Source organism: Bradyrhizobium australafricanum (genome assembly GCF_020329495.1).
Taxonomy (GTDB): domain Bacteria; phylum Pseudomonadota; class Alphaproteobacteria; order Rhizobiales; family Xanthobacteraceae; genus Bradyrhizobium; species Bradyrhizobium australafricanum.
Genome location: NZ_JAGKJL010000017.1, coordinates 101,762 through 128,045, shown reverse-complemented (window position 1 = coordinate 128,045; position 26,284 = coordinate 101,762). Strand labels below are relative to the sequence as shown.

Annotated in this window: 26 protein-coding genes and 1 pseudogene; 9 read left to right on the top strand and 18 right to left on the bottom strand. The window is 65.8% G+C overall.

The features are described from left to right. Positions 1-154: 154 nt before the first annotated feature. Complete coding sequence (locus J6525_RS17495) at positions 155-919, bottom strand: anti-sigma factor family protein (protein ID WP_225645586.1); 765 nt, start codon at positions 917-919, stop codon at positions 155-157. 67 nt (positions 920-986) lie between these two features. Then, positions 987-1,475, bottom strand: a complete 489-nt coding sequence (locus J6525_RS17490; protein WP_016844579.1) for a sigma-70 family RNA polymerase sigma factor — start codon at positions 1,473-1,475, stop codon at positions 987-989. A 227-nt stretch (positions 1,476-1,702) separates the two neighbouring features. Here J6525_RS17490 and J6525_RS17485 point away from each other — a divergent pair, with 227 nt between their 5' ends. From J6525_RS17485 to J6525_RS17475, 3 genes are all read left to right on the top strand, one after another. Next, the gene (locus J6525_RS17485; protein WP_225645585.1) at positions 1,703-2,302 is read left to right on the top strand and encodes a histidine phosphatase family protein; all 600 of its coding nucleotides are present in this window, start codon (positions 1,703-1,705) and stop codon (positions 2,300-2,302) included. A gap of 150 nt (positions 2,303-2,452) precedes the next feature. Beyond that, a complete protein-coding gene (gene aroC / locus J6525_RS17480) occupies positions 2,453-3,541 on the top strand; it encodes a chorismate synthase (protein ID WP_225645584.1) in 1,089 nt (362 codons plus the stop codon). Between the two features lie 44 nt (positions 3,542-3,585). Further along, a complete protein-coding gene (locus J6525_RS17475; protein WP_069278631.1) occupies positions 3,586-4,779 on the top strand; it encodes an adenylate/guanylate cyclase domain-containing protein in 1,194 nt (397 codons plus the stop codon). A gap of 97 nt (positions 4,780-4,876) precedes the next feature. Here the strand turns inward: J6525_RS17475 and J6525_RS17470 are convergent, their stop codons facing one another. Next, positions 4,877-5,641, bottom strand: coding sequence for a hypothetical protein (locus tag J6525_RS17470; protein WP_225645583.1), 765 nt, complete (start codon positions 5,639-5,641; stop codon positions 4,877-4,879). Between the two features lie 90 nt (positions 5,642-5,731). Further along, positions 5,732-6,037 (bottom strand): ATP-dependent Clp protease adapter ClpS, encoded by a 306-nt coding sequence (gene clpS / locus J6525_RS17465; protein WP_225645582.1) that lies wholly within the window; start codon positions 6,035-6,037, stop codon positions 5,732-5,734. A gap of 233 nt (positions 6,038-6,270) precedes the next feature. On the opposite strand from clpS, the gene J6525_RS17460 reads away from it, so the two are divergent. After that, entirely contained in the window at positions 6,271-7,122 is an 852-nt protein-coding gene (locus J6525_RS17460; RefSeq protein WP_028339506.1) for a DUF1194 domain-containing protein, read from the top strand. 6 nt (positions 7,123-7,128) lie between these two features. Here J6525_RS17460 and J6525_RS17455 read toward each other — a convergent pair whose 3' ends face one another. The 11 genes from J6525_RS17455 to J6525_RS17405 all read right to left on the bottom strand — a co-directional run bounded on the left by J6525_RS17455 (position 7,129) and on the right by J6525_RS17405 (position 18,135). Beyond that, positions 7,129-7,623, bottom strand: coding sequence for a GNAT family N-acetyltransferase (locus J6525_RS17455; protein WP_225645581.1), 495 nt, complete (start codon positions 7,621-7,623; stop codon positions 7,129-7,131). Between the two features lie 3 nt (positions 7,624-7,626). Continuing rightward, on the bottom strand, positions 7,627-7,890 hold the full coding sequence (locus J6525_RS17450; RefSeq protein ID WP_229159997.1) for a type II toxin-antitoxin system TacA family antitoxin: 264 nt from the start codon (positions 7,888-7,890) through the stop codon (positions 7,627-7,629). A gap of 94 nt (positions 7,891-7,984) precedes the next feature. Beyond that, complete coding sequence (locus J6525_RS17445) at positions 7,985-8,818, bottom strand: nucleotidyltransferase domain-containing protein (RefSeq protein WP_225645580.1); 834 nt, start codon at positions 8,816-8,818, stop codon at positions 7,985-7,987. Positions 8,819-8,872: 54 nt separating this feature from the next. Beyond that, complete coding sequence (locus J6525_RS17440; RefSeq protein ID WP_225645579.1) at positions 8,873-10,114, bottom strand: class I SAM-dependent RNA methyltransferase; 1,242 nt, start codon at positions 10,112-10,114, stop codon at positions 8,873-8,875. After that, positions 10,107-10,868, bottom strand: coding sequence for a TlyA family RNA methyltransferase (locus J6525_RS17435; protein WP_092083618.1), 762 nt, complete (start codon positions 10,866-10,868; stop codon positions 10,107-10,109). The genes J6525_RS17440 and J6525_RS17435 overlap by 8 nt, the downstream gene beginning before the upstream one ends. Further along, positions 10,865-11,428, bottom strand: coding sequence for a nucleoside 2-deoxyribosyltransferase (locus tag J6525_RS17430; RefSeq protein ID WP_225645578.1), 564 nt, complete (start codon positions 11,426-11,428; stop codon positions 10,865-10,867). Before J6525_RS17430 ends, J6525_RS17435 begins: the two co-directional genes overlap by 4 nt. A 103-nt stretch (positions 11,429-11,531) precedes the next feature. Further along, positions 11,532-13,460: a 1-deoxy-D-xylulose-5-phosphate synthase gene (gene dxs, locus J6525_RS17425; RefSeq protein WP_050387827.1), complete on the bottom strand. Its 1,929-nt coding sequence runs from the start codon at positions 13,458-13,460 to the stop codon at positions 11,532-11,534. Positions 13,461-14,005: 545 nt separating this feature from the next. Next, complete coding sequence (locus tag J6525_RS17420) at positions 14,006-14,257, bottom strand: exodeoxyribonuclease VII small subunit (protein ID WP_028334494.1); 252 nt, start codon at positions 14,255-14,257, stop codon at positions 14,006-14,008. A 127-nt stretch (positions 14,258-14,384) separates the two neighbouring features. Further along, on the bottom strand, positions 14,385-15,311 hold the full coding sequence (locus J6525_RS17415) for a histone deacetylase family protein (protein WP_092083616.1): 927 nt from the start codon (positions 15,309-15,311) through the stop codon (positions 14,385-14,387). Between the two features lie 330 nt (positions 15,312-15,641). Then, positions 15,642-17,312, bottom strand: coding sequence for a bifunctional metallophosphatase/5'-nucleotidase (locus tag J6525_RS17410; RefSeq protein WP_225645577.1), 1,671 nt, complete (start codon positions 17,310-17,312; stop codon positions 15,642-15,644). Between the two features lie 61 nt (positions 17,313-17,373). After that, positions 17,374-18,135, bottom strand: coding sequence for a crotonase/enoyl-CoA hydratase family protein (locus tag J6525_RS17405; protein ID WP_092083615.1), 762 nt, complete (start codon positions 18,133-18,135; stop codon positions 17,374-17,376). A gap of 396 nt (positions 18,136-18,531) precedes the next feature. Here J6525_RS17405 and paoA point away from each other — a divergent pair, with 396 nt between their 5' ends. From paoA to paoC, 3 genes and pseudogenes are all read left to right on the top strand, one after another. Continuing rightward, positions 18,532-19,173 (top strand): aldehyde dehydrogenase iron-sulfur subunit PaoA, encoded by a 642-nt coding sequence (gene paoA, locus J6525_RS17400; RefSeq protein WP_057015220.1) that lies wholly within the window; start codon positions 18,532-18,534, stop codon positions 19,171-19,173. After that, positions 19,170-20,120 (top strand): FAD binding domain-containing protein, encoded by a 951-nt coding sequence (locus J6525_RS17395; protein ID WP_225645576.1) that lies wholly within the window; start codon positions 19,170-19,172, stop codon positions 20,118-20,120. Before paoA ends, J6525_RS17395 begins: the two co-directional genes overlap by 4 nt. A 31-nt stretch (positions 20,121-20,151) precedes the next feature. Further along, a pseudogene (gene paoC, locus J6525_RS17390) lies at positions 20,152-22,343 on the top strand (aldehyde oxidoreductase molybdenum-binding subunit PaoC). A 78-nt stretch (positions 22,344-22,421) separates the two neighbouring features. On the opposite strand, the gene J6525_RS17385 reads toward paoC, so the two are convergent. Continuing rightward, the gene (locus J6525_RS17385) at positions 22,422-23,150 is read right to left on the bottom strand and encodes an alpha/beta fold hydrolase (RefSeq protein WP_225645575.1); all 729 of its coding nucleotides are present in this window, start codon (positions 23,148-23,150) and stop codon (positions 22,422-22,424) included. Positions 23,151-23,257: 107 nt separating this feature from the next. Next, positions 23,258-23,821, bottom strand: coding sequence for a DinB family protein (locus tag J6525_RS17380; RefSeq protein ID WP_225645574.1), 564 nt, complete (start codon positions 23,819-23,821; stop codon positions 23,258-23,260). 144 nt (positions 23,822-23,965) lie between these two features. Here J6525_RS17380 and J6525_RS17375 point away from each other — a divergent pair, with 144 nt between their 5' ends. Together J6525_RS17375 and J6525_RS17370 are read left to right on the top strand one after the other, a co-directional pair. Next, positions 23,966-24,658, top strand: a complete 693-nt coding sequence (locus tag J6525_RS17375; protein WP_225645573.1) for a VOC family protein — start codon at positions 23,966-23,968, stop codon at positions 24,656-24,658. Positions 24,659-24,733: 75 nt separating this feature from the next. Continuing rightward, positions 24,734-25,804 (top strand): lytic transglycosylase domain-containing protein, encoded by a 1,071-nt coding sequence (locus tag J6525_RS17370; protein WP_225645572.1) that lies wholly within the window; start codon positions 24,734-24,736, stop codon positions 25,802-25,804. A gap of 44 nt (positions 25,805-25,848) precedes the next feature. Here the strand turns inward: J6525_RS17370 and J6525_RS17365 are convergent, their stop codons facing one another. After that, positions 25,849-26,235, bottom strand: a complete 387-nt coding sequence (locus J6525_RS17365; RefSeq protein ID WP_225645571.1) for a DUF1330 domain-containing protein — start codon at positions 26,233-26,235, stop codon at positions 25,849-25,851. Between the last annotated feature and the right edge of the window lie 49 nt (positions 26,236-26,284).

Genomic DNA, 26,284 nt, shown 5'->3' with positions numbered 1-26,284 from the left:
CATCTTCGCGTGAGCATCCGGTGCGATAATGAGACGCGTCGATGACGCGAATCGAAGTTTTCGATGTCGGAATTGGGACGCTGAGTGAGGCTGGATTCACTTGCTCGAAATGACGCAATTTCGACGACCTGATCTTCCGTAGAATTACGGAAGATCACCCGCCGCTCTTCTCCATCTGATCGTAGACGGCCTGCGCGACCTGGGTCAGGCGCGTGCGATCGGTGCCGCCGCTGACGACATAGGCGACGCCCCGATCGGCCCAGAACAGCGCGCCGTCGCTGCCCTGCACGGCGTAGCGCATCTGGGTCGCCTCGGTCTTCGTCTTGGCGGTGTAGACCGTGAAGCGCTCACCTGACGTGCTCTCATACATCAGGAACGACGCCGGGCCGCTCGGTCCGGGCAGCAGGCGGCCGCCGACCAGCTTCAGCCCGGTCAGCTCCGGCGCGCGGACGTCCCAGCCGCAGCGCTTGGTCAGCCATTGCTGCAGGTGGTCGCGCTCGCTGCCGGGCACCTCGACGGGATGCCGGACCTCGACCACGTAGAGCCGATGCGCATCGAGTGCATCGACCGTGAAGCTCTGGAAGGCCGACGGCGTCGCCGCCGCTCCGCGCGCGATCCAGCCGGCGCCGCCACCGGCGACAAAGGCCATGACCGTCGCCGCCACCGCGCCATAGACCCAGCGGCGCGGCTGGCGCACCAGCCGCTCGAGCTCGAGCCGTTTCGGCACCGCCTCGTCCAGCACGGTGTCGTAGCGTGCATGCAGTGTCTCGGCCATCGCACGCCATGACTGCACCCGCGCAGCGTCGTCGGGATGCGCGGCAAGCCACGCCTCGACATCGCCGCGGCGTTCGGCCGGCAGCTCGTTGTCGACGTAAGCGTGCAACTCGTCTTCGGTGACGGGAATGTTCGGGTCGGTCATATCAGTCGTCTCTGCCAAATCTTGTTCGAAAATCGTTCATGCATAACGCCGGCCATCGCGCACATTATCATTTCACCCGCCGGAGCGCCGGGCGCTGGCCCTCGATCGAGGCCCGGACATGGGCGCGGGCGCGGGCGAGGCGGGACATCACCGTGCCGATCGGCACGCCCTGGATGTCGGCGACCTCGCGGTAGCTCATGCCCTCCAGCATCACCAGCAGCAGCACCGAGCGTTGCTCCTCGACCAGCGTCGACAGCGCGCGCTCGATGTCGCGTCCCTCGGCCTCGGTGCCGCTGGCGTCGGCATTGTTATCGAGCAGCGGCACGAACGCCGGCCGCCGCGCCAGCGAGCGCCGGCGGTTCTTGTTCAGATTGGTCAGGATCGTGTAGAGCCAGCTCCTGACGTCGCCGCCGAGAAACAGCCGCTCCGAGCGCAGCGCCCGCACCAGCGTGTCCTGCACCAGATCGTCGGCGATATCCGTGTCACGCGCCAGCGCGCGCGCATAGCGACGCAGCGCCGGTATCATGGCTTCGACACTTTGACGAAACGCGGTCATGCATCCCAGTCTTCGATGGTCTCGGCGATAGCCGCCTTGTTCAACATAACACCCTGGCGGCGTGGCTATTCCGTCTGCGCCGATCTGCGCGCATACCGCCCAAGCTGCGGCCGATTTGGACTTGTCGCCGGCCGAAGTGCTGGTGTACCTCCGAGCCGAAAAAATTCGAAGCGTGGAAGCCTTGAGGCGGCCGACCTCTCGCGCAGCAGGGACCAGCCGTTACGGGAATGCCGGTACCGACGATCTATTACATCCGCCACGGCGAGACCGCGTGGAACGCCGAAGGCCGGCTCCAGGGCGTGCAGGACATCGCCCTCAATGAGCGCGGCCGCGCCCAGGCGGCGCATGCCGGGCGCATCCTCGGCGATCTCCTCGCGCGCGACGGCCGTGACAAGGCTACGCTGCCGTTCGTCGCAAGCCCACTGATCCGGGCGCGCGCCACCATGGAGCTGGTGCGCGCCGAACTCGGCCTGCCGCCGGGCGACTACGCCCTCGACGCGCGGCTGCGCGAGATCGGCTACGGGACGTGGGAGGGCTCGACGCTGGCGCAGGCGCAGGCCGCCGACCCCGCCGTCTATGCCCGCCGCCTGGCCGAGAAGTGGACGGTGTCGCCGGAGGGCGGCGAGAGCTATGTCGACGTGCAGGCGCGGATGACCGACTGGTACCGCTCGGTGACGTCGGACACGGTCGCGGTCGCCCATGGCGGTACGGCGCGGGCGCTGATGGTGGCGCTCGGCTTCGAGACGCCGGCCTCGGCCGCCGAGCTCACTATCGAGCAGGGGGCGGTCTATGTGTTCGGCGCGGCGGGCCTGCGGAAGCATAGTTAACTCGCACTGTCATTCCGGGGGCGCGAAGCGAACCTCAGGGGCGCAATTGAGCCCCGGGGAATCTCGAGATTCCGGGTTCGATGCTCCGCATCGCCCCGGAATGACAGCCTGGCTGTTTGACCCCGCTGCCTCTGCGCGATACGACACGCCATGTCCTTCAATACTTTCGGCCATATGTTCCGCGTCACGACCTTCGGCGAGAGCCATGGGGTCGCGATCGGCTGCGTCGTCGACGGCTGCCCGCCGCTGATCCCCCTGACCGTGGAGGAGATCCAGCACGACCTCGACCGCCGCCGCCCCGGCCAGTCGCGCTTCACCACCCAGCGCCAGGAGCCGGATGCGGTAAAGATCCTGTCCGGCGTGATGGCGCATCCGGAAACCGGCGCGCAGGTGACGACCGGTACGCCGATCGCGCTGCTGATCGAGAACACCGATCAGCGTTCGAAGGATTATTCCGAGATCAAGGACAAGTTCCGGCCCGGCCATGCTGACTTCACCTATGAAGCGAAATACGGCCTGCGCGACTATCGCGGCGGCGGACGCTCCTCCGCGCGCGAGACCGCGACCCGCGTCGCGGCCGGTGCGATCGCGCGCAAGGTGTTGCCTGGGGTGAAGGTGCGCGGCGCGCTGGTGCAGATGGGACCGCACAAGATCGATCGCGAGAAGTGGGACTGGGACGAGATTGCGAACAACCCGTTCTTCTGTCCCGACAAGGACAAGGCGGCGTTCTTCGAAAGCTATCTCGACGGCATCAGGAAGAGCGGCTCCTCGATCGGCGCCGTCATCGAGGTCGTCGCCGAGGGCGTGCCGGCCGGCCTCGGCGCGCCGATCTACGCCAAACTCGACAGCGACCTGGCGGCAGCGATGATGAGCATCAACGCGGTCAAGGGCGTCGAGATCGGCGCCGGCTTCGGCGCCGCCGAATTGTCGGGTGAGGAGAACGCCGACGAGATGCGGACCGGCAACAACGGAACGCGTTTCCTGTCCAACCATGCCGGCGGCGTGCTGGGCGGCATCTCGACCGGGCAGCCGGTGGTGGTGCGCTTTGCGGTCAAGCCGACGTCCTCGATCCTGACCACGCGCCGGACCGTGGACCGCAAGGGCGCCGATACCGACATCCTGACCAAGGGCCGCCACGACCCCTGCGTCGGCATCCGGGCGGTGCCGGTCGGCGAGGCCATGATGGCCTGCGTGCTGGCCGATCATTTTCTGCGCGACCGCGGGCAGACCGGGCGCTGATCCCTTATATAGTGGCGGTCACCAGACCGCCCTGGGGGAATGCCATGAACGCGTCGGAGCTTCGGGACATCATCGAGTGGATGATCGGCGGCGCGCGGTCGGCGCCGACCCCGCCGCAGATGATGGCGGAATGTTGCGAGCGGCTGGTGCGGGCCGGCCTGCCGCTGTGGCGCATCGGCGTCTTCGTGCGCACGCTGCATCCGGAGATCTACGGCCGCCATTTCTTCTGGAAGCCCGGCGCCGAGGTCGAAACCGGCACCGTCGATCACAACATACTGGACTCCCCGGAATTTGCCGTCAGCCCGCTGTCGACCGTGTTCAGGCAGGGCGTTGAAGTCCGCGCGCGGCTCGACGATCCCGCAAGCGCCCGGTTTCCGATCGTCGTGGACCTGCAGGCCGAAGGCGTCACCGACTACATCGCCGTGCCGCTGGTCTATACGGACGGCTTCGTCAATGCCTCGAGCTGGACCACCAGGCAGCCGGGCGGCTTCACCGACGAGCAGCTCGATGCGATCCGGTCGATCGCCGTGCCATTGGCGCGCTATATCGAGATCATCACCCTGCGCCGCACCGCCTCGCTCTTGCTTGACACCTATGTCGGCAACCGTGCCGGCGAGCGCATCATGGGCGGCCAGATCCGGCGCGGCCATGCCGATACGATGGATGCCGCGATCTGGCTGTCGGACCTGCGCGGCTTCACCGCGCTGTCGGACCGCTTGCCGGCCGAGACGGTGGTAGAGATCCTCAACCTCTACTTCGATTGCCAGGTCACCGCGATCCGCGACCATGGCGGCGAAGTGCTCAAATTCATGGGCGACGGCCTGCTCGCGGTGTTCCCGGTCGACGAATATCTCGGCGACGAGGTGCAGGTCTGCTCACGTGTGCTGGAAGCCGCGCGCGCGTCCCGCGCCGGCGTCGAGGCGCTGCAATTCGCCAATGGCGATGCCGTCGAACGCTTCCGCTTCGGCCTCGCGCTGCATCTCGGGCGCGTGCTCTATGGCAATATCGGCGGCGGCAACCGGCTCGACTTCACCTGCATCGGTCCGGCGGTCAATCTCGCCGCGCGGCTGGAGAAGATCGCCGGCCGTCTCGGCCGCACCGTGGTGGCCTCGGAGCGCTTCGCCGGCATCAGCGACGGCGGCTGGAGCGATCTCGGCGAGTTTCCGATCGCGGGATTTGCCAAGGCCGAACGAGTCTACGGCCTGTACGACGAGGCGCCGGTCGCTGCTGCGAGCTAAAGCATGATCCGGAAAAGTGCGAAGCGGTTTTCCGAAAAGATCATGCTCAAACAAAGAGCTAAGGCGCGATGACGATTCAACCTAATCTCATCGCGCCTTAGCCGCCGCGGGCGTAAGACTGCTTCAGGCCGAAGGTCAGGATCGACAGCGTGATCCACAGCCGCAGCATGGCGAAGCTGAAGATGAAGACGACGTAGATAAGGTTCTTGAGCGGCTGGTCCACCATCGAGATTTGCCAGAAGTGCCAGATCGCGGTGCGCACAAGCGCCTGCCCGTAGCCCAGCGCAACGTTGATCGTGCCCAGCACGAGCACCGCCGCGCCAAGCCAGAGCGCGTGCCGGCCAAGGTCCTTGACGGCGGCAAACAGCGCGACGCGACCGCCATTGCTTTCCGCATTGACGATGATCAGCAGCACCAGCGCCGCGATCGCCGCACTCCAGAACCGGCCGAGATGGGTAACCTGATCGAAGGCCATGCCGTCGAGGCCCGACAACAGATACGGCGCAAACGACGAGAAGCCGATCGCGGCGGTGCCGAGTGCCGCCACGATCATCACGAGCACGATCCGCCACAGGATCGACAGCGACAGTCTGATCTGCTCGGCCAGCGTCAATTCGCCGAGCGATGATCGGCCTCCGGCAGCCTGGATCGAGTCCCGCGCCGTCGCGAAGAAGGCGAGCAGCACGCAAGCGTTGGCAAGCGCCAGCGCGGGCACGATCAGGCCGAGATTGCCGTAGCCGACGATCCGCAGCGCCGCCGCCATGATGAGCCAGGGCAGGGCGGGCAACGGGCGAAATGGCCCGAACGAGGTCTCCGGGCGGGTCTTCCGCAGGGACAGTTGTTGGCGCAGCGCGACGGACATGCCGCGTTCATGCCATGCGATCCCTAAAGCACCGGTCGCCGCGATCGCTAAAATTGGCGGCAAGGCCTGTGGCAATCTGGCGCTGGCGCGCTATTCCTCGGGCTCGGTGGTGAACAGCAGCGGATAGCCCTTGGCGCGGCCGGCGTCAGTGGCCCGCGTCGCCTTGGTCTCGGCGACGTCTCTGGTGAAGACAGCGACGACGCAGACGCCGCGCTGGTGCGCAGTCAGCATCACCTTGTAGGCCTGGTCGTCGGTCATGCGGAATTCACCCTTCAGCACGGTGACGACGAATTCGCGCGGCGTGTAGTCGTCGTTGACCAGGATCACCTTGTGCAGGCGCGGCTGCTCGACCTTGGTCTTGGTCCTGGTTTTCGGCTTGACGACGGTATCTGGCATCGCACTCCCTCGCGATTGCCCCGTAAGAATACCGACTTCAGGCGCGCCTTGGAACCGTTCGATTTGCACGGCGTCATTGCGGCAACGGCACGGCGCGCGTTGCCGCATTCGAGGCAAGCCAAGTCTGACTCGAATGTGGACGTCTAACCTGAATGTGAAGGACAGCTGATATCTGCGCTTTTCGCCGCCTGAATTGCGTGTCACGATGACACTCATACGACGGGAGGGCCGCAATGCGCTGGTATGTCTCGATCGGAGCGGTGCTTGTCGCGGGCATGTTGGCCAGCGGCGATGTGGCCGGTGTTGCCGCGCCCGGCCCGGGAACCCAGCCCGGCCATCGCCTGGCTGAAAAGGAATCCACACCGAGCGTCGACATCGAGTTGATCATCGCGGTCGACGTTTCCTATTCGATGGACATGGACGAGCTCGCGATCCAGCGCGAGGGCTATGCGCAGGCGATCGTCTCCAAGGACTTCCTGCAGGCGCTGAAGGCCGGTCCGAACGGCAAGATCTCGATCACCTATTTCGAATGGGCCGCCTCCAACGATCAGAAGATCATCATCCCCTGGCGGGTGATCGACGGCCCTGAATCCGCCGATGCGGTCGCCGCCGAGATCATGAAGACACCGGTGCGCCGCGCCTCGCGGACCTCGATCTCCGGCGCGATCTATTTCGCGATCCCGATGTTCGACGAGAATCCGCATCGCGGCCTGCGCCGCGTGATCGATATTTCCGGCGACGGGCCCAACAACAACGGAACGCCGATCACGCCCGCGCGCGACGCGGCGCTCGACAAGGGCATCGTCATCAACGGTCTGCCGATCATGGTGAAGGAACCGTCCTACTCGACGATGGATATCGAGAATCTCGACTATTACTACGAAGACTGCGTGATCGGCGGACCGGGCTCCTTCGTGGTGACGATCAAGGATCGTGAGAAGTTCAAGGAGGCGATCCGCACCAAGCTGCTGCTCGAAGTCGCCGGCCGCACCCCCGAGCGCCCGATCATGCGGACCGCCGAGAAGGAGCCGCGGGTCAATTGCCTGATCGGCGAGAAGATCTGGCAGGACCGCTGGGGGCGGTAGCGGCGGTTACAACGAGGCCGCGATATCTGCGATCGATCGGAACAGGATCAGCGGATCATCTTTGGACGGTATGAATCCACGTCGTTGCCAAAAAGTCGCCGCCTCAGCATCCACGGCATTCACGATCAATGCTCGGCCGCCAATCAATCCAGCGGCGGTAACGCAGCGTTGCAGCGCGTGTTTGAGCAGGCCGGTGCCGACTCCCCTGCCAATCCAGTTCAGGTCCGTCGCAAGTTGCCCCAACAGCAGGCAGGGTACGGGATCGGGCGGTTGACCGGTTCGGATCGAACGCGGCAGGCTCGTCGGTACAATCGCGGTCGGCGCGAGACCGTAGTAGCCAACCACGCGATTACCTTCGTGGACGACCAGAACCGCGGTGAAGCCTTTCTCCTGATTTGAGAGCGCCCGCGTCTTCAGCCAGCGGTCGAGCGACGACTTGCCACAAGAGAATGACGCTACATCATGCGCCGACGTCAGTGGCTCGGGCCCCGAAATGGCCAAGCCTCAGCTCCTCTTCTTCGAACCGGACTTCTCCCACGGTGCGGCACGCCGAAGCAGCTCCTGCATCTCCGGTACGGGTTTGGCAGGTCCGGCCATTGCCGTCATGAAGGCCTTGAAACCTGCGGAGCTCATGCGGATCGGGACCGTTTCCATCAAGACATCCTCGGCGGCGCGCACGGCCGCCTCGCGGACGAAATCCGTTCGCGAGCGGCCGCGCAGCGTTGCCGCCCTGTCGATGATGGCGATGTCGGCGTCGGGCAGCCGCATCGAAAGCGGGTGATCTTTGTGTCGGATCGTCCGGGGCATCGGAGATTACTCCATCGCGAATATCTATAGTGATGTAGCGCATTTTGCAATACGGCTAGGTATTGAGCAACAGCTTCTCAAGCTCGTTTTCCAGTAAACGCAACGTTTGCAACGCGGCGGCATGCTCGGTCGCGCCGATCTGCCGCCAGATCTCCGCGGCGCGGCCAGCGAGGCCGCGAACCGTCACCGGAAAATTCGCGGCCTGCGCCAGCGCGCCCTTTTCGTTGATCAGATACGCCCCGTTCAGCGCAAACAGCACCTGCGCGATGCAGGCCAGCGCGCGATAGGCGCAGCCGGCGATATGCGTGCTGTCGCCGCGCGGCACGGCGAGCTCGGCATTCTCGATGCTGAACAGGATTTCCCATTGAAAGCGCCGGATCAGCGCATCGCGCAGGGCCGGCGGGTAGGGCGCGGTCCTTGCCTTCAGCGCCGCGACGAGGCCGTCGGGATCGTGCAGCGCACGGCACAGCGCGACCTCGCCCATCCAGATCGCCGAGCAGAAGCCGTGCGGATGGCCCGGCTGGTAGTGCATGCCGATCTCGCCGTTCCGGCAAGCATCGATGACAGCGGAGACCTGATCGATGCTGCGGTAGAGCAGGTCGACCTTGCGGCCGCCGATCGTGAGCCAGGCGCCGCCGACGATCCACGATCCCCATTCGCCGACCGGCGTGACATGCGCAGCAGCAGGATCGTCGACCAGACCCGTTACAGCTTCGCGCAGCCGATCGATATCCGGCGCGGCGCCATCCCGATAGTAGAGGCCGATATCGGTGTCGGAGGTGTCATGCGCCGTGCCGCGCGCCCGCGAGCCGCCGAGCACGATGGCGGCGACGCCCGGTACGGCGGCAAGAACGGGAATGGTGCGTGCGAGCAGCGGATCGTCGGACATGAAGCGCAGACTATAGCGAGACTGCCCGCGCTCAGCGATAGCCGCTCCGTCCTGTCAGCGCGCGAACTGCGCCACCAGCTCGACATGCGGGGTGTGGCGGAACTGATCGACCGGCGTGACGGCTGCGATCTTGTAGCCGCCGTCGATCAGGATTTTCGCGTCGCGCGCAAACGTCGCGGCGTTGCAGGACACCGCGACGATCACCGGCACCTTGCTCGCCGCCAGCTGGGTGATCTGCGCCTGCGCGCCCTGCCGCGGCGGATCGAACACGACGGCGTCGTAGTCGCGCAACTCCTGCGGCATCAAGGGGCGGCGGAACAGGTCGCGCGCCTCGGCCTTGAGTGGCTTCAGCCCCGGCGTCGATTGCGCGGCCTTCTGCAGCGCGGTGATCGCACCCGTGTCGCTGTCGAAGGCGGCGATCCGCGCCTTCTCCGCGAGGCGCAGCGCAAACGGACCGACGCCGCAAAACAGGTCGGCGATATGCTTGGCGCGTCCGCAATGCTCGCGAACCAGCGCGGCCAGCGTCTCCTCGCCCTTGACGGTCGCCTGCAGGAACGAGCCGGGCGGCAGCACGACCTTCGCCTTTCCGATCGCGATCTCGGGAGAGGCACGCTGCAGCACCAGCTCGCCGTGGCGTGTCAGCCGCGCCAGCCGGTGCTTCTCCGCGACGCGCGACAAAGTGGTGATCAGGCTGGTCGGCAGCGCGCCGGAGCCGCACACGTCGATGTCGAGGCCGTTGACGGTCGCGGTCACCTGGATGTCGAGCGGCTTGCCGATCGCGATCAGCGGCTCGGCGGTGGCCCAGGCCGCCTCGAGCGCGCCGTCGAGCACAGGATCGAGGATCGGGCAGCGATCGACCGGGACAATGTCGTGCGAACCTGCCGCGGCGTAGCCGACCTTGAGGACCTCATGGCTGCCCATGCGCCCGTGCAGCGTGATGCGCCGACGGCCGGCGCCATGGGCATCGATCAGCGGTGTGACGTCCGCCGCAATCTTCGCCTGCGCCAGCGTCTCGACCACGATGTTGCGCTTCCAGGCATGGTAGGGCGCTTCGTTCCAGTGCTGGATCGCGCAGCCGCCGCAGACTCCGAAATGCGGACAGAACGGCGCGATGCGCTCGGGGCTTTCCTGCGCGATCCGCAGCAGCCGCCGCCGGTCGGGATGATTGCCCGGGACGTCGTCGACCTCGACCGTTTCGCCGGCTAGCGCATAAGGCACAAAGATCGATTGCGATCCCTCGATCGCGACGCCGTCGCCGCGGTGGCCGACATGGTCGATGGTGAGAAGCTCAGCCACGGCGCGCGCCGAGGAAGAATTCGATATTGCCGTCTCCGCCCGGGATCGAGGACGGGAACACCTGGATGTCGGTGCAGCCCTGCGAGGCGGCAAAGGCGGCGATGTCGTCGCAGATCTCCTGGTGCACCATCGCGTTGCGGATGATGCCGCGCTTGGAGTGTTTGCGCGCCGCCTCGAACTGCGGCTTGATCAGTGCCAAAAGATGCATCGGAGCTGCCGCCAGCGACAGCGCCACCGGCAGCACCAGCTTCAGCGAAATGAAGCTGACGTCGATCACCACGATGTCGGGCCGCGCCGGCAGGCGCTTGCCCTCGAAACTCCTGATGTCGGTCGCCTCCATGGAGACGATCTTCGGATGCCCCTGCAGCGAGGGATGCAGCTGGCCGTGGCCGACATCGATGGCGAACACGAGGCTTGCGCCGTTGGCAAGCAGCACTTCGGTGAAGCCGCCGGTCGAGGCGCCGACATCGAGGCAGACATGGCCCTCGACGTCGATCGGATAGTGCTCGAGCGCGCCGGCGAGCTTGACGCCGCCGCGCGAGACATAGGGATGCGCCGGCTCGGCCGAGAGTGCCGCGCCCGGTGCGACGATCTCGGACGCCTTCGCGATCTGCTTGCCGTCGGCGGTGACAAGGCCGGCGTCGATGGCGGCGCGCGCCCGGGCCCGGCTTTCGAACAGGCCGCGTTCCACCAGCAGCACGTCGATGCGCTTGCCTGCGGATGCGTCGTTGTCGTTGTCGCCCGCTCTGGTCACTTCGCCGCCTGCCGGCGCTGCGCGGCAGCGAGCCGCACGCAGGCCTCGAAGGAGGTGAGGTCGTGCCAGAGGTCGGCCGACGGCTCGCGCGGGGTCACCAGCGGGCTGCCGTGCAGGTCGAGCGCGTGCATCATCATCAGATTGTCCGGCAATCCAAACTCTTCCACCGTCAGCCCCTCCGCATCGATCAAGCGTCCGTCGGATGCCGGCACGACCTGACTGAGCCGCGCCACGCGATTGGCGTAGGACGTGGGATCGTTGGAATAGGCGAGGCACAGTTTGCCGCGTCCCGCCATGTAGCCGAGTTCGTAAACCGTGCCTGCGTCGGCACTGGGGCCGCGAAACGGCGTCAAGTTGGCGATGATGGCGTCGGCAGACTCCATCATCGCCTCGTTGCCCTTGAAGATGGTGAGCGAGGCGCGGGCGGCGGTGGGATCGATGCTGTTGTCGAGCGGATATAGCCCGGTCAGCCCGTGATAGGCGCAAACCTCCGCCTTGCGGCGGCCGATCTCCACGGCATCCGGCAGGAACACGTCAGGACCTGCCAGATAGATCTTCATGGACGTGCCGGGGCTGGTGCGTTTTCGAGTGAGAACCTGGAGCTTCGGTTCTGATTGATTCAATCAGAACCGAAAATGCTCCAGTGAGCGCCGCCCGTCGCGATCAGGCGAGCTTGACGGTCTCGGCCTTGTAGTCCTTGCCGAGGGTTTCGAACACCTTGGCAACGATGCTCTTGGCGTCGAGACCGGCGCGGGCATACATCGCCGCCGGCGTGTCGTGGTCGAGGAACACGTCGGGCAGGATCATCGAGCGGAACTTGAGCATGCCGCTGTCGAGCATGGCGTTGTCCGACAGGAACTGCATGACATGCGAGCCGAAACCGCCGATCGAGCCTTCCTCGATCGTGATCAGGATCTCATGGTCGCGCGCGAGCTTCATGATCATTTCTTCGTCGAGCGGCTTCATGAAGCGCGCGTCGGCGATCGTGGCGGAGAGACCGTGGGCGGCGAGCTCGTCGGCCGCCTTCTCGCACTCGGCGAGACGGGTGCCGAACGACAGCAGCGCGACCTTCTTGCCCTCACGGATGATGCGGCCCTTGCCGACCTCGAGGGCAACGCCGACTTCCGGCATCTCGATCCCGCGGCCTTCGCCGCGCGGATAGCGCAGCGCGCTCGGACGATCGTTGATCGCAACCTGCGTCGCCACCATGTGGACCAGTTCCGCCTCGTCGGCGGCGGCCATGATCACCATGTTCGGCAGACAGCCGAGATACGCATTGTCGAACGAACCCGCGTGCGTCGCGCCGTCGGCGCCGACCAGGCCGGCGCGGTCGATCGCGAAGCGGACCGGTAGGCTCTGGATCGCGACGTCATGGACCACTTGGTCATAGCCGCGCTGCAGGAAGGTCGAATAGATCGCGCAGAACGGCTTGTAGCCTTCGGTGGCGAGGCCGGCGGCGAAGGTCACCGCGTGCTGCTCGGCAATGCCGACGTCGAAGGTGCGGTCCGGGAACGCCTTGTTGAAGATGTCGACGCCGGTGCCCGACGGCATCGCCGCGGTGATGGCGACGATCTTGTCGTCCTTCTCGGCTTCCTTGACGAGGCTCTGGCCGAACACGTTCTGGTAGGCCGGCGCATTCGGCTTGGCCTTGGCCTGGGTGCCGGTCGCGACGTCGAACTTGACCACGGCGTGGTACTTGTCGGCGGAGGCTTCGGCCGGGCCGTAGCCCTTGCCCTTCTGGGTCACGACGTGAACCAGGATCGGGCCGGTCTCCATGTCGCGGACGTTCTTCAGCACCGGCAGCAGATGGTCGAGATTGTGACCGTCGATCGGGCCGACATAGTAGAAGCCGAGTTCCTCGAACAGCGTGCCGCCGTCCATCATGAAGCCGCGGGAATATTCCTCGACGCGGTTGGCGCGGTTGGCGAGGATCTTCGGCAGGCGCTTGTTGATCTGCTTGGCGGCCTCGCGCAGCGAGCGGTACGTCTTGCCGGAGTAGAGGCGCGACAGATAGGCGCTCATCGCGCCGACGGGCGGCGCGATCGACATGTCGTTGTCGTTAAGGATCACGATCAGGCGCGAGTTCATCGCGCCGGCGTTGTTCATCGCCTCATAGGCCATGCCCGCCGACATCGCGCCGTCACCGATCACGGCGATAACGTTGTTCTTGCCGCCGGAGAGATCGCGCGCCACGGCCATGCCGAGGCCGGCCGAGATCGAGGTCGAGGAGTGCGCGGCGCCGAACGGATCGTAGTCGCTCTCGGTGCGCTTGGTGAAGCCGGAGAGGCCGCCGCCGGTGCGTAGCGTGCGGATGCGGTCGCGGCGTCCGGTCAGGATCTTGTGCGGGTAGGCCTGGTGGCCGACGTCCCAGATCAGGCGGTCGCGCGGGGTGTCGAAGATGTAGTGGATGGCGGTGGTCAGTTCGACCACGCCGAGGCCGGCGCCGAAATGGCCGCCTGTCACCGACACCGCGTCGATGGTTTCCTGGCGCAGCTCGTCGGCAACCTGCTGCACCTGCTCGACCTTCAGCTTGCGCAGGTCATCCGGCGTGTGAATAGTGTCAAGAAGCGGCGTCTTACTAAATGTGGTCACAGCGAATTTCCAATTTTTGCCTGTCGGAACGAACCGCCCGACGCGAGATGGGATGGCGCGCACACCGCGCAGCGAATGCCAGACACTGGGTGCCGCCCCGGCAGGCCGGTGCCTGGTTGTAAGCCTAGATTCACTCCGGATTGGACCACGTGATATGCATCACCTTGGTCGCTCTTCACCCGTCCCGGTTCAGTTTTGTCGAACCATTTGAGATGCATGCCGCCCGAAAAGTCGGGCTGCCCGCCACTCTCAAATGCCCATAGAACTGGAAGCATTACACCAAAGCCGCAGCCAAAGCCAACCCGATAGGGGGCGCAGGGTTCCTACGCGGCGCGCTGGAAAAACCTAGTCTTTTCAATGCTTGGGTGGGGGCTGGGTTCCAGTTCGCCTAATTTGGCGGCAGCCGGCCGGGCCGGCTCGGCCTGATTCGCAGCCGTACCCGACCCCGCGGGTAGCCCCGGAGGTTTACGGGTGGCTGGAAATGCGCAGCAACAATTGCCCGCCATGGCGGCCATCGCGCCGCACGATCGAGGTCGTCGGTAGCGCTACTGCACGTCGAGCGGCTCGGTGCCGGTCGGCTGGCCCGAGGCGTCGGTGGTGATCTTGTCGACGCGGGCTTCGGCCTGACGCAGCAGTTCCTCGCAGCGCCGTTTCAGTGCCTCGCCGCGCTCATAGATCGCGACCGATTCCTCAAGCGGGACCTTGCCGTCCTCGAGCCGCTTGACGATCGATTCGAGTTCCTCGATCGCGCGTTCAAAGGAGAGCTTCTTCACGTCGGCTTGGGTGTTCTCGGCCATTCTTGCGTTCCCGATTGCGTGGATCAGATCGCAACCTGATCTTGTCGTCCAAACATGACCTGTCGCAGGCCATGCTCGCCCCGGCGCAGAATCAATCGAATTTTTGCGGGCGTATTGTGGCGGGGATTTACCCGTCCATCAATGCGGTGACGTGAGATGCCACCGACTCTTTCAGGCCCTGCAGGTCGTAGCCGCCTTCCAGGACGGAGACGACGCGGCCGCCGGCGCTCTTGTCGGCGAGATCCATCAGCTTGCGCGTGACCCAGCCGAAATCCTCGCCCGTCAGGTTGATCGAGGCCAAGGGATCGCGGTGATGCGCGTCGAAGCCCGCCGAAATGACGATAAGTTCGGGGGAGAACTTCTCCAGCTGCGGCAGGATCAGGTTCTCGAAAGCGGAGCGGAACTTGGCGCCGCCGTCGCCGGGCGCCAGCGGCGCGTTGACGACAGTGTCGTGCTCGCCACGCTCGCCGGCGGCCCCAGTGCCGGGGAACAGCGGCATCTGGTGCGTCGAGCAATACATCACGGTCGGGTCGGCCCAGAAGATATCCTGCGTGCCGTTGCCGTGATGGACGTCGAAATCGATGATTGCGGCGCGCTTGATGCCGTATTTGCGCTGCGCGTGGCGGGCGGCGATCGCGGCATTGTCGAAGAAGCAGAAGCCCATCGGCGTCGATTTCTCGGCGTGGTGCCCGGGCGGGCGCACCGCGACGAACGCGTTTTGATGCTTGCCCTCCATCACCGCATCGGTGCCGGCCACCGCGCCGCCGACGCCGCGCATCACCGCTTCCCAGGTGCCCGGCGACATCGAAGTGTCGCCGTCAATATAGATCATGCCCGAGGTCGGCGCGATGTGGCGGAGTTCGCCGACATAGTGCTCGCCGTGACAGAGCAGCACGGTGTCGAGGTCGCCTTCCGGCGCGGAATCGCGCACCAGCGCCTTGAAGCGATCCTCGCCGAGCACCTCGGCGACCGCCCGCAGCCGGTCGGGGCGTTCGGGATGTCCGGGAGGCGTCAGGTGGTCGAGACAGGCGGAATGCGTCAGAAGCAGTGTCATGCAAATTCCCGGCGCAATCGATGCGCGTGCGAGGGCGCATGATCCGGAAAAGTGCGCAGCGGTTTTCCGACCAAGATCATGCAAGAGCAGGCCCTAATCTAGGCCGTTAGCGGCGTTCCGGAAAGGGCCGCGTTTGATCTCGCTGTTCCGGTGCTCGTTCTTCGACACCTTGCCAAGGTCTCTGAGAGTCCGCCCGCCTGATCCCCGAACTCGTCATGCCCGGCCTTGTGCCGGGCATCCACGTCTTTGGTCCGAAGGCGCTAACGCTAAAGAGACGTGGATGGCCGGGACAAGTGTTTAGCCCGGCCATGACGAAGACGAGTTTGCGGCTCAATTGATCCGCTCGATCCGCTTGCCTGCCGTTGGGGCAACTGGGCTGTTAGCCTTGAAGTAGGCATAGAGCGCATCGACATCGTAGATGCCGAACTGCTGCGCGGTTCCTCGCTTGAACACCGTGAAGCCGTCGCCGCCCTCGGCGAGATAATTGTTCACTGTGATGCGGTAGCTCGCGGCCGGGTCGATCGGCTTGCCGTCCAGCGACATCCGTGCGGCGATGATGCGCGCGCCATCGGGCTTGCTCGCATCCCACGCATAGGAGAACCCCTTCGAGACCTGGAGGGCGCGCGGCCGCTTCGGATCGGCCCATTGCTGCTCCAGTGCGTCCTTGAGCTGCTTGCCGGTCAGCGTCATCGTCACCAGCTGGTTGCGGAACGGCTGGCTTGCGAAGATATCGGCATAGGTCACCGCGCCGTCCTCGCGCTTGACGATGTCGGTCCGCACGCCGCCGGGATTGGTGAAGGCGATCACCGCGCCGCCATTCGGCTCAGCGCTGGTTGCAAGCAGCTGTGCATCGGCGACGATGTCGCCGAGCGGGCTCTCGCCAGTTTCGGCAGGCGTACGCGACAGTGTTTCGGTGACCGAGCCTGCCGCGCGGCTCGCGATCGGCGCGGCCAGCCGGTCGTAGGATTCCAGCAGCGCGCTCTGCTCGGAATCCTTGGCGGTGCCGGCGATCCGCACGATGGTGTTGGCGGCCCTGGCGCTGATCACGTCATGACTGTTCGGATCGAGCTGAAGATCGATCGCGGTGACCAGGGTGCCGTACTTGTCGCCGGAGGTGACGAGCCGTCCGTCGATCTCGCAGACATAGGCCTGGTGGGTGTGGCCGGAGACCACGACGTCGACCGCGCGATCGAACTTCTTGACGATGTCGACGATCGGCCCGGAGATCCCTGGACATTCATTATAGTCGCCGGTCGGAAAGCCGCCTTCGTGGATCAGCACCACGATCGCCTCGACGCCCTTCGCCTTCAGCTCGGGGACCAGCGCATTGACGGTCTCGGCCTCGTCGCGAAAGTCGAGGCTCGCGACGCCGGCCGGCGACACCAGGTTCGGGGTGTTCTTCAGCGTCAGCCCGATGAAGGCCACTGCAATGCCGTCGAATTGCTTGATCTCGTAGGGCGGAAATACCGGCTTGCCGGTCGCCTTCTCGATCGTGGAGGCGGCGAGATAGCGGAATTTGGCTCCTGTGAACGGGTGCGGCCCCTGGCATTTGTCGATCGGATGGCAGCCGCCATTCTGCATCCGCAGCAGCTCGTCCTTGCCCTCGTCGAATTCGTGATTGCCGACCGAGGAGATCGCAAGCCCCATCAGCGAGAGCGACTCGATGGTCGGCTCGTCGTGAAACATCGCCGATAGGAACGGGCTTGCGCCGATCAGGTCGCCGGCCGCAACGAAGATGTTGTTCTTGTGGCCCTCGCGCAGCTGCTTGACGACGGTGCCCATCCGCTCGGCGCCGCCGGCGGGCTCCATGATCTTCCTGGTCGCGTCAGCGGGGTCAGTGATGCGGATGCCGCCCGGCGGCGGCCGCAGATAGCCGTGGAAATCGTTGATCGCGAGAATGCGCAGGCTCACCGGCTCCGCGGCCTGCGACGGGCAGGGGCTTGCTGCGGCCAGTCCGAACGCGCAGAGCGCGGCGAGAGGGAAAAGGCGGGGCTGTCTCATGACCTGTCCATGGAGCACGGGATCATGGCGCCGCGCCACTACAATATTGCGACGCTTCGTTTCAATCCTTCGGGCGAGCCATGAATGCCTTGAACGCCTCGACTGCTTCCTCGGAGCGCATCCGTTCGCTGAACAGATGGTTCTCCTGCTCGATGCGGCGGGTGACGTCCTCCGGCGGCAGCCGGATCAGGCGCCGCGAGATCGCCACCGCCTCGGCCGGCAGCGCGCAGATCTCGCGCGCCACCTTGTGCGCCTCCACCTCGGCATGCCCCGGCGCTACCACGGTATTGACGAAGCCGGCGACGCGGGCGTCGTCGGCCGACATGGTGCGGCCCATCACCAGCATCGCGAAGGCACGCTGGTGGCCCATCATGCGCGGCATCAACAGGCTCGAGGCGCCTTCCGGCACCAGGCCGAAATTGGAGAACGGCGTCGAGAACAGCGCGGTCTTGCTGGCGAGCACATAGTCGCAGTGAAACAGCATGGTGGTGCCGATGCCCATCGCGACGCCGTCGACGGCGGCGATGATCGGCTTCACATTGTGGGCCAGCGAATACAGGAACTTGACGAGGTCGGAGGCCGGCGGCGTCTCACTGGTCGAGGTGCCCTGCGCGAGCAGGTCCTCGATGTCGTTGCCCGCAGTGAACACGCCGGAGCCGCCGGTGATGATCAGGCAGCGGATCTTCGGATTGTTCTGCGCCTTGTCGATCGCGTCGCTGATCGCGCGAAACATCTCCTGGGTGATCGCGTTCTTCTTTTCGGGCCTGCGCAGCCGGATCACGCGCGTGGCGGCTTCGTCGGTCACTATGACATGCGCGGTCATCGAGCGGTCCCAGGGTCGCCGGCATCGTCGCCGGTGGAGTTCTGCCGCCATCCTACATGATACGGTGCAAGCCCCAAGAGCTCCAGCGTGTTCCGGGCCGCTTTTCCCCGTGGGCGAGCATGAGAGCGGCGCAATGCAGATAACCGGAATCTTGCGATTCCGGGCAGGGGACGTTGGTCGTAGGCCGGACGCGCACGGCGATATTGCCCTCCGCCCGCGCCACGATGGCGCCGGTGCTGCCCGCCTGCCGCGCCCGTGGCAATCGCGACGAGTTTAACTTCCCCGCGAGAAACATTCCGCTGTTCGCGGCATTCCCCCCTTTGCTGACAGGCCGAGCAGACCTCGACACGTCGTTGTCGTGGTTCCGGGTCCGGCTGACTTGAGGAGAGCGGCGGCATGCAGATCTCCGGACGTTTGGAACTATCGCGGCGCCATCTGTTGATTGTTGGAGCCGCCTCGCTTGCGGCGTCGTCGATCGCGACGCCTCCGCCTGCGGCCGCCCAATCTGCCCCGACCGGAGCGCCCGTGATGACGAGAGTATCCTTTGACGTGAACGGCGAAACCCACCAGCTCGAGCTCGACACCAGGACCACGCTGCTCGATGCCCTGCGCGAGCACCTGCATCTGACCGGCACCAAGAAGGGCTGCGACCACGGCCAATGCGGCGCCTGCACGGTGATCGTCGACGGCCGGCGGATCAATTCCTGCCTGACGCTCGCCGTGATGCATCAGGGCGACGAGATCACGACGATCGAGGGGCTCGGCACGCCGGACGGGCTGCATCCGCTGCAGGCGGCATTCGTCGAGCATGATGGCTATCAATGCGGCTATTGCACGCCGGGCCAGATCTGCTCGGCGGTCGCAGTGCTTGCCGAGGTCAAGGCCGGCATCCCGAGCCATGTCACGGCGGATCTGAATGCGCCGCTGCGACTGACCAATGCCGAGCTCCGCGAGCGCATGAGCGGCAACATCTGCCGCTGCGGCGCCTATTCCAACATCGCCGAGGCGATCAGCGAGGTCGCCGGGAGGAGCGCATGAGATCATTCAGCTATGAGCGCGCCGCCTCGCCGGGCGCGGCGGCCGCAGCCGCCGCCGGCACCGCGAACGCCAAGTTCATCGCCGGCGGCACCAATCTGCTCGACCTGATGAAGCTCGAGATCGAGACGCCGGCGCATCTGATCGACGTCAACGATCTGGCGCTCGACCGCATCGAGGAGACCGCGGACGGCGGCTTGCGGATCGGCGCGCTGGTGCGCAACACCGATCTCGCCGCCGATATACGCGTGCGGCGGGACTATGGCGTGCTGTCGCGCGCGCTTCTCGCCGGCGCCTCCGGCCAGTTGCGCAACAAGGCGACGACCGCGGGCAATCTGCTGCAGCGGACGCGCTGTCCTTATTTCTACGACACCAATCTGCCCTGCAACAAGCGCCAGCCCGGCAGCGGCTGCGCCGCGATCGGCGGCTTCAGCCGCCAGCATGCGGTGGTCGGTGTGAGCGACGCCTGCATCGCGACCCATCCGAGCGACATGGCGGTGGCGATGCGCGCGCTCGACGCCGTCGTCGAGACGGTGCGGCCCGATGGCACCACGCGCAGCATCCCGATCGCCGAGCTGCATCGTCTGCCCGGCGACAGCCCCGAGATCGAAACCAGCCTGGTGCCGGGCGAGTTGATCACCGCGGTGGTGCTGCCGAAACCGGTCGGCGGCGCGCAGGCCTATCGCAAGGTGCGCGACCGCGCCTCTTATGCCTTTGCGCTGGTCTCGGTTGCCGCGATCGTGCAGCGCGACGGCACCGGCCGCGTCGCGCTCGGCGGCGTGGCGCACAAGCCTTGGCGCGTCGAGGCGGCGGAGGCGGAATTGCCTGCTGGCGCCAAGGCCGTCACCGCGCGCCTGTTCGCCGATGCGAAGCCGACCAAGGACAATGCGTACAAGCTGCCGCTCGCCGAGCGAACGCTGGCGGCGGTGCTGCGCGAGGCCAGGGCTTAAGATCCAGGGCTTAAGAAGAGGGCCTGACATCATGCGTTTTGAACATCCCGCCACCTTCAATCCGATCGACCAGCTCAAGGTGATCGGCCACCCGACCAGCCGGATCGAGGGGCCGCTGAAGACCACCGGCACCGCGCCCTACGCCTATGAGCGGCACGACGTCGCGGCTAACCAGGCCTATGGCTATGTGGTTGGATCGGCGATCGGCAAGGGGCGGATCGGTTCGGTCGATCTCGAGGCGGCGAAGTCGCCATCGTCACAGCGGACAATGCCGGCAAGCTCGGCAAGGGCGAGCGCAATGCGGCGCCGCTGCTCGGCGGGCCCGAGATCGCGCATTATCACCAGGCCGTCGCCGTCGTCGTCGCCGGGACCTTCGAGCAGGCGCGGGCCGCGGCGCAGCTGGTCCGTATCGACTACGTGAAAGGCGACGGCAAGTTCGATCTCGCCGCGGAGCGGGACAAGGGCGTCACGCCGCACCCGTCATTCGGCGGCCCGGCCGATACCGCCGTCGGCGATTTCGCCGCCGCCTTCGCTGGTGCGCCCGTACAACTCGATGCCACCTACACCACGCCCGATCAGGGCCACGCGATGATGGAGCCGCATGCTTCGATCGCGGCCTGGGACGGCGACAAGCTCACGGTCTGGACCTCCAACCAGATGATCGCCTGGGGCGCCGAGGACATGGCGAAGACGCTTGGCATCGCCAAGGAGAATGTCCGTCTGGTGTCGCCCTATATCGGCGGCGGCTTCGGCGGCAAGCTGTTCCTGCGCGCCGAGGTGCTGCTCGCCGCGCTCGGCGCCCGCGCGGCCGGCCGGCCGGTCAAGGTCGCGCTGCAACGTCCGCTGATGTTCAACAACACGACGCACCGTCCGGCGACGATCCAGCGCATCCGCATCGGCGCCGAGCGCGACGGCAAGATCACCGCGATCGGCCACGAAAGCTGGTCCGGCAACGTCAAGGACGGCGAGCCCGAGATGGCGGTGAGCCAGACGCGGCTGCTTTATGCCGGCGCCAGCCGGATGACGGCGACGCGGCTTGCAGCGCTCGATCTGCCGGAGGGCAATGCGATGCGCGCGCCCGGAGAAGCCTCCGGCATGATGGCGCTCGAGATCGCGATCGACGAGCTCGCCGACAAGCTCGGCATCGACCCGGTCGTGCTGCGCATCAGCAACGACACCCAGGTCGACCCCGAGCATCCGGAGCGGCACTTTTCGCAGCGGCAATTGGTGCAGTGCCTGAGCGATGGCGCGGCGCGGTTCGGCTGGGACAAGCGCAACCCGAAGCCGGGCGAGGTCCGCGACGGACGCTGGCTGGTCGGAATGGGCGTCGCCGCGGCGTTCCGCAACAATCTCGTGACCAAGTCGGCGGCACGCGTTCGTCTCGACCAGAATGGCATCGTGACCGTTGAGACCGACATGACCGACATCGGCACCGGCTCCTACACCATCATCGCGCAGACCGCGGCCGAGATGATGGGCGTGCCGCTCGACAAGGTCGCGGTGCGGCTCGGCGATTCCGACTTTCCGGTGTCCTGCGGCTCGGGCGGGCAGTGGGGCGGCAACAATTCGACCGCCGGCGTCTATGCCGCCTGTACCAAGCTGCGCGAGGCCATTGCGCAGAAGCTCGGCTTCAATTCCGCGGAGGCGGTGTTTGCCGACGGCGTGGTCCGCTCCGGCAATCGCAGCGTGCCGCTGGCGCAGGCCGCCGGCGGCGGCGACCTCGTGGCGGAGGATGCCATCGAATACGGCGATCTCGCGAAAACCTACCAGCAGTCGACCTTCGGCGCGCATTTCGTCGAGGTCGGCGTCGATGCCGACACGGCGGAGATCCGGGTGCGGCGGATGCTTGCGGTCTGCGCGGCGGGCCGCATCCTCAACCCGAAGGCGGCGCGCAGCCAGGTGATCGGCGCGATGACCATGGGTGTCGGGGCGGCGCTGATGGAGGATCTCGTGGTCGACAGGCGTCATGGCCTGTTCATCAATCACGACCTTGCTGCCTATGAGGTGCCGGTCCATGCCGACATCCCGCATCAGGAGATGATCTTCCTCGACGAGACCGACCCGATCTCATCGCCGATGAAGGCCAAGGGCGTCGCCGAACTCGGCATCTGCGGCGTCGCCGCCGCGGTTGCCAATGCGGTCCACAACGCGACCGGCGTGCGGGTGCGCGACTATCCGATCACGCTAGACAAGCTGCTCGCAGGAATGCCGGAGCCGGTGTAGCGCGCGACGCTTCACCTCGCCCCGCGTGCGGGGAGAGGGAGCACAGCCGAGTCGGGGGCGCTGTTCGACCTAAATGCTTTAGCCGCGCCCGACGAACGAGCCGATGCCCCGGCCGATCGCGGCGCCGTGCTGAAACAGCGCGCCGAGGTGATCGCCGGGCACCGACATCGCATCGAGGCCGTTCTCCGCGGCGAAGCGCTGCATCGGCGCATGGGGTCCGTCGTCCTGTCCGTTCCACAACAGCACCGGCACGCGCGAGAGCAGCACCGCGTCCTTGGCGCCATCGACCTGGCCGAGCGCATTGAAGCAGGCACGCACTCCGCCTTCGAGATCCGGCGTCACCCATTCGGCGAGCTCCGGCACGGTGCGGCGGGCAAAGGTGATGAAGGCGCCATAGGTCAGCGGGCCGGCATTGCCGCGCGGCAGTCCGGTGAGAAAGTCCCAGCCGCCGATCGCCAGCGACGCCAGCCGTGCCGGGAAAAATCGGGCGACGCCGACCGCGACCCAGCCGCCCATCGAGTGTCCCACCACATGGGCGCGCTCGTCGCCGAGATCGTCGATCACGGCGACGATGTCGCCGGCGCGCTGCGCCTGGTTATAAAGCGCCGGATCGGCGGGCTTGTCGCTCAGGCCATGTCCGAGCGAATCGACGCAGACGACACGAAAGCGATCGGCAAGCGCGTCGACCACGCCGCATTGCTTCCAGCTCGCGGCGTCGAGCAAGAGACCGTGCTGAAGCACGATCATCGGCCCGGATCCCTCGACGGTGTAATGGATACGCTGGCCCCGGTGATTGGCGAATGGCATTGATAGAGTTCCCCACGTTTTACCAGAGGTGAGCGTGGAGGCGCCGGGTTTCAAGACCTCGTTCCGGATCAGGAACCGCATCGCCGATGGCGGGCGGAACCTCGCCTTCAGCCGCCCCACACGGTGGCTTCGCTCCAGCCGAGATCCCTGAAATCGGCTGCCCGGAGCGGGGCTTCGCCGGCGGCGAAGAATTCGTCGAGCTGCGGCGGCTTCACCGTGGTCTCCGAGAGCATCGCATGGGCCTGGCCGCGATGATGGATCTGGTGCTGGAACAGATGCATCAAGAGGCGGTCGCGCCGCTCGGTCTGCACGCTCGTGTCGCGATTGATCTTGACCACATCATCGAGCCGCTCAGCCGTCAGCGCATCGCAGTGCATGATCAGCTGCTGATCGATCGCGCGCTGGGCGTCTTTCAGTGCGGCGACTGACCGGTAGGGCACCTCGTTGGCCCACGCCTTCGGCCCGAGCCAGCCGCCCTCGAGCGCGTCAATGTAGAAGAGATCGATGACATGAATGTGGTTCAGCGTCGCCTGCAGGCTCGGGAAGAACCCGGTCCGCGCGGCGGCGAACTCCGCCTGGCTGAGACCGGCGCAGGCCGTGAGCAGGCGGTGATTGGCCCAGGCATTATTGTACGCAAAAGCGCGAAAGGTCTGAACGAGGCCTGCTTGCATATCGGTCCTCACTGGATTGACTGTTTCAGGCAGGTGCACCGGCAGGCCGGCCGACCTGCGACAGTGATCGTGGTGCTTGCGTTGGTGACTTGTTCCTCGCAAAGCTAATCCATCGTGGTGCACTTCATCCGAAGGCGGGAGCAGATGCAACTGGCAAAGAACGTGATCGACGTCGGCCTTTCCTTCAACGATCTCGAACCGATGCTACGGTTCTGGCAGCAGGAGGCTGGACTTCGCTTCGATCATGTGCAGCCGATCCGCCGCGGGCAGAAGCAGTATAGGCACGACGCGCACGGTTCGGTCATCAAGCTCAACCATCATGTCGAGCCTCTGCCGGACGTGGCGCCGAGCGGCTATCGCGAAGTGATCATTGCGCGCGCCGGCGTCGACGCACCGCAGCGCATGGCCGACCCCGACGGCAACAGCGTTTGCCTCGTCCCGCCCGGACATGACGGCATCGCCCAGATCGGCGTCGTGATGGCGGTGCGCGACCTTGCCGCGCATCGCAGGTTCTACGGCGACATCCTCGGCTTCACCGAGCAGTCATGGTCTGATGGTCCGGCGTTTCGCCTCGGCGACAGTCTGATCCTGCTCAGGGAAGATCGCGCCGCAACCGTCGATCCGGTTCGGGGCGCGCGCGGCTGGCGCTACATCACGCTGCAGGTCGCCGACATCGACGCCGTGCATGACGAGTTGCGCGCCAAGGGCGTGCGGGAAGGCCTTGCGCCGGTGACGCTCGGCGAGGCCGCACGGATCTCCATGATCCTCGATCCCGATGGCAACTGGATCGAACTGTCCCGCCGCGCATCGATCGTTGGAAGCCTGTCCAACCGCTAGGCAGCAAATTTTCTGGCCGCCCGGGCGGCGCCGATGATATGATTCCGCAAGTGCATCCAATTTGATGATCGCTTTATGCAGTCGATTTTCGGGCCGCGGCGGGTTCATCGATCGATTTTGCCAGCGGCTATCGGCTCGGCTTGCCTGCTGCTGTTCGTCCCCGTCGCAAGCGCCCAACCTCTCGGCGATCCAGCGGTCACGCCCGGCGCGCAACGCGCAGAGCCGGCGCAGACAGAAACATCGCAAACGGAAACGTCTCGTCCGGATAGCAACGCCGGAGTGCGCAACGCCGAGGCCGATCGGTCGGCGTCCGATCAGCAATCGTCATCTGTTCCGTCGCCGGCGCCGACACCTTTGCGTCCAAAGCTCGATGGGCCGCAGCAGTACTGCAAGGCGTTAGAGGAGGCTGCGTTAGAGAACGGCCTGCCGCCGGATTTCTTCGTCCGGCTGATCTGGCAGGAAAGCAATTTCGATCCCAACTCGGTCAGTTCGGCCGGTGCCCAGGGGATCGCCCAGTTCATGCCCGGTACTGCGCGGTGGCGCGGTCTGGCCGACCCGTTCGAGCCATTGCCTGCCTTACAGGAATCCGCGCGTTGGCTCCGCGAGCTGCGCGCGCAGTTCGGCAATCTCGGTCTTGCGGCGGCCGCCTATAATGGTGGTCCACGGCGCGTTCAGGATTGGTTGGCGGGACGTGGAAGCCTGCCGGGCGAAACGCGCGCTTATGTCAGGATCATCACCGGCAAGTCCGCCGAGGAATGGGCGCAGGGTTCGCTTGAGGATCGGGTCCACACCGACGCGGCCATGGCCTGCGGTGACATCGTGCGCGGCATGCTCGTTCGGGCGCTTCCCGCGGGCCCAAGAGAGTCCGTGACAATCGCGCAGCAAGCTGCGTGGGGGCCCTGGGGACTTCAATTGGCCGGCGGCCCGTCGCAATCGAGGGTCCTCGCCGACTACCAGCAACTTCAGAAACGATTTGCATCCGTGCTCGGCGATCGCGCACCGCTCGTTCTGAGATCGCGCATGGCCGGGCCAGGCTCGGCCACCTGGTATCTGCTCCGGGTCGCCGAGACGACCCGTGAGCGAGCTAATCAGCTGTGCGCCCGGTTGGAGGCAGTCGGCGGGCGCTGCCTGGTGTTTCGGAATTAGGTGGCGCACGTTGCAGGTCGCAGCGACCGACGGCGTGATGAGGGCTAATTGGCGACGGAGCCCTCGACCGCAAATGTGTGGTACCTCGCGTATTTCTCGCCGACCGCCCGAACCTGCACGTAGGCCGGATCGTGTCGCCAGGCCCAAAGCGCCTCCATGCTCGGATACATGTAGATGACGACGCGCTTGGGTGGATCTCCATCGACGGCAACGACCTGTGAACCGGTTGCCGCCGCGCCGGCAGCCGCGATCAGCTTGCCGCCATGTGCCTTGATGATCTCCTTCGCCTGCGGGAGATATTCCCTGGCATAACCATCTGGATCGGTGACCTCGATTTGGCCGATCAGATAGGCGGGCGGCCTGGCTTCGCCATGCAGTGCGTCGGTGCCAAGAGCGCCGATCGCGGTACAACTCAACATGGCCAGAGCCATCTTGCCTCCAGAGTTCATGGGAGCTCCTCCGATGCCAGTGCCGATGCCG